This is a genomic window from Proteiniphilum sp. UBA5384 (assembly GCF_002410825.1).
In the GTDB taxonomy this organism is placed as follows: Bacteria; Bacteroidota; Bacteroidia; order Bacteroidales; family Dysgonomonadaceae; genus Proteiniphilum.
In genome coordinates, this window is sequence record NZ_DHOS01000055.1 from 1,796 (window position 1) to 5,088 (window position 3,293).

Here is a 3,293-nt window from a genome sequence, read left to right on the forward strand (position 1 = left end):
ATCCTGCGTAAACTGCTGGCCTCGTCTACCTATGCCATTTATGGTACTTTCGACACATTGGTCAAAAGGCTCGAATCCATCGTTGAGAAAAACGAAACTGATATTGCCGATTTATTCTCCGATGAATATGAGGCATTGAATGAAACTAGGGATGAGTGGGTCGATGATGAAGAAGAGAGCATCGTGGAAGAAGAACAGCCATATTCAAATGCTGATATCCAGGGAATAAAAGAAGAGATAGAAGTCCTGAAGGAATTTCGCGAACTAGCCAGGGTAATAAAGAAAAACTCGAAAGCAGATCACCTTTTCATTGCGCTGGACAAAGCTTTTGAACAGTTACAACTGTTGGGGGCCAACCAGAAAGCATTGATCTTTACCGAATCGAAGAGAACCCAGGAATATTTGTATAATCTCCTGACGGAAAAAAAGTACAAAGATCAGGTTGTTCTGTTCAATGGCACAAATAATGATCCACAGTCAACACGAATCTATAACCAGTGGCTTGAAATGCATAAAGGTACCGACAAGATTTCCGGATCTCCCACCGCAGATAAACGATCCGCGATAGTCGATTATTTCAGAGACAATGCGACCATAATGATTGCAACAGAAGCTGCATCTGAAGGGGTTAACCTGCAATTTTGTTCGTTGGTGCTGAATTACGATATGCCATGGAACCCACAAAGGATAGAGCAAAGAATCGGGCGCTGTCACAGGTATGGACAGAAGTTTGATGTGGTGGTGGTCAATTTTGTTAATATCCGGAACCAGGCCGATGTGCGTGTATATGAACTGTTGGAACAGAAGTTCAGGTTGTTCGATGGTGTCTTTGGTGCCAGCGATGAAGTGCTGGGTGCTATTGGCAACGGTGTAGACTTTGAGAAGAGAATAGCCCAGATATACCAGGAATGTAGAACGACCGAAGAGATTCAAAGTGCTTTCGATGATCTGCAGGAAGAATTGAAACCTACCATCTCCGAGAAATTACAGAGTGTTCGTTCTACGTTGTTGGAAAATTTTGATGAAGAGGTGCGGGAGAAGTTGAGGGTCAATTACGATAAAACAAAATCCTACCTGAATACTTTCGAACAGAAATTATGGAAGCTAACCAAGTATGTGCTGAAAGACTTTGCATTTTTCAACGACAATGAATTCTCCTTCAATCTGCACGGAAATCCCTTTCACGATGTGACCATTCATCCTGGCTCCTACAAGATGCTTTGCACAGAAGAAGGGAAGAAGAAAAGCGATATCATTGTCCCGGATGATACGAACATCTACAGGGTAGGGCACAAGTTGGCTCAACACATCTTGCAGAAATGCAAATCGCTTCCCACACCGGTGCGGTTGGTCGAATTCAATTATACCGACACCCCTACGCTTATATCCTCATTGAACGGTTTGATTGGCAATTCCGGATGGTTGCGGGTGGAGCAATTGAGCATCGATTCGTTTGAAAACGAAGATTATTTATTGTTATCCTGTATTACGGATGAGGGCGCTGAGATTGAGCCCGAAATAGCCCAAAGACTCTTTTCATTGCGGGCAGAAGAGAAAGATTTGCTATATTTAGTTCCTGAAACTGAATCACGTCTGTCAAAGAGCATCGCCAGGTACAGGCAGGAAATTGTTACCACCAATGCATTGCGAAACAGAGATTTTTTTGACATTGAGATGGACAAGCTCGATCAGTGGGCCGATGACATGAAGATTAGCCTCGAGAAGGAAATAAAGGATCTTGATGCTGAAATAAAGCTCCGGAGAGCAGAAGCAAAGAAAATGCTCAGTCTCGAATCAAAAGTAGCGGCACAACGTGAAATAAAGAAACTTGAAAAGGGACGCAATGAGAAGAGGCAATCATTGTTTGCTTCTCAGGATGAAATTGATGAGAGAAAGGAGAACCTGTTGACTGATATTGAAAAGATGCTAAATCAGAAAATAAAACAAGAAGAACTGTTTACCATAAGATGGACAATCATTTAAATCATGGAAAATAAGGATTTAATAAAACTTATTGACGAACTCCGATCACTACCCAAAGAGAATGAATGGGTTGAATTCAAATCTGGTGACGTTGTTACAAATGAAAGATTTGGCAGATATATCTCAGCTATTTCCAATGCAGCCTGTATTCACAACCAACCTTTTGGTTATCTTATTTTCGGGATTAATGATAAAACTCACATCGTAGAAGGCACCAAGTATAGATTTCAAAAGAGAAAAGAAGGAAATGAAGAGTTGGAACTATGGACTAGAAGATTGCTGATGCCTTCAATAAGATTTGAATTTTTACCTTGTGATTATGGAGAACTCTATCTGGAAGTCTTCAAAATTCCTGCAGCTGTTGGTGAACCTACCCAATTTATGAAAATACCATATATTCGTATTGGGACGAATCTTACTGACTTGCGTAGATACACTGATTCCATCAGAACTATTTACAATTCGCAGGAAGATTGGTCTGCAAATATAATAGAGAAAGCCACAATTGAAGATCTGGATAGAGATGCCATTTCACTAGCCAGAGAAAAATTTAAGGAGAAAATGGCTGGTAAACCATTTTATAATGAAATTGATGTTTGGCCTGACAAGCTGTTCCTGGATAAAGCTAAAATTACTATCAATGGTCAAATAACTAATACTGCAATAATTCTTCTTGGGAAACCTGAATCGTCTCATTATATTTCACCTAAAGTCGCACAGATTACGTGGAAACTTGATACGGAAGAGAAAGCGTATGAACATTTTGAAATCCCATTATTCATATCCGTGAACGAAGTGCTGAAACAGATCCGCAATGTCAAATATAAGTTCTTCCCCGATAATCAGTTAATTGCGATTGAAGTTTTGAAGTACGATCCTGAAGTAATCCTTGAAGCATTAAATAACTGTATTGCTCATCAAGACTATAGTTACAATTCCCGTATAGTTTTAACTGAAGAAACAGGAAAGCTTATATTTTCCAATGCTGGTAATTTTTTCGAAGGAAGTGCCGATGATTACACAACCGGGAATAAAACGCCTAAAAAATACAGAAACCGTTGGTTGGCCGAAGCAATGGTTACACTCAATATGATTGATAGTATGGGGTATGGTATTCACAAGATGTATAAGAGCCAGAAACAACGTTTTTTTCCATTACCAGATTATTCAAAAACAACAAAAGAGGAAGTTGTTTTAGAAATTTACGGGCACACGATCAATGAAAACTATTCTAAACTATTGATCGAGAGGAAAGATGATATTAATCTTACAGATGCTGTGCTATTGGATAAAGTACAGAAATTAATTCC

The 3,293-nt window shown here is 39.5% G+C and carries 2 protein-coding genes; both read left to right on the forward strand.

The window, feature by feature from the left end; genetic code table 11:
- Positions 1-1,983: helicase-related protein (locus B4G81_RS10865; protein ID WP_294082394.1), on the forward strand; the 1,983-nt coding region annotated here is incomplete at its 5' end.
- Positions 1,984-1,986: 3 nt separating this feature from the next.
- Positions 1,987-3,293 (forward strand): RNA-binding domain-containing protein (locus B4G81_RS10870; protein ID WP_294082396.1); only part of this gene is annotated, 1,307 nt, incomplete at its 3' end.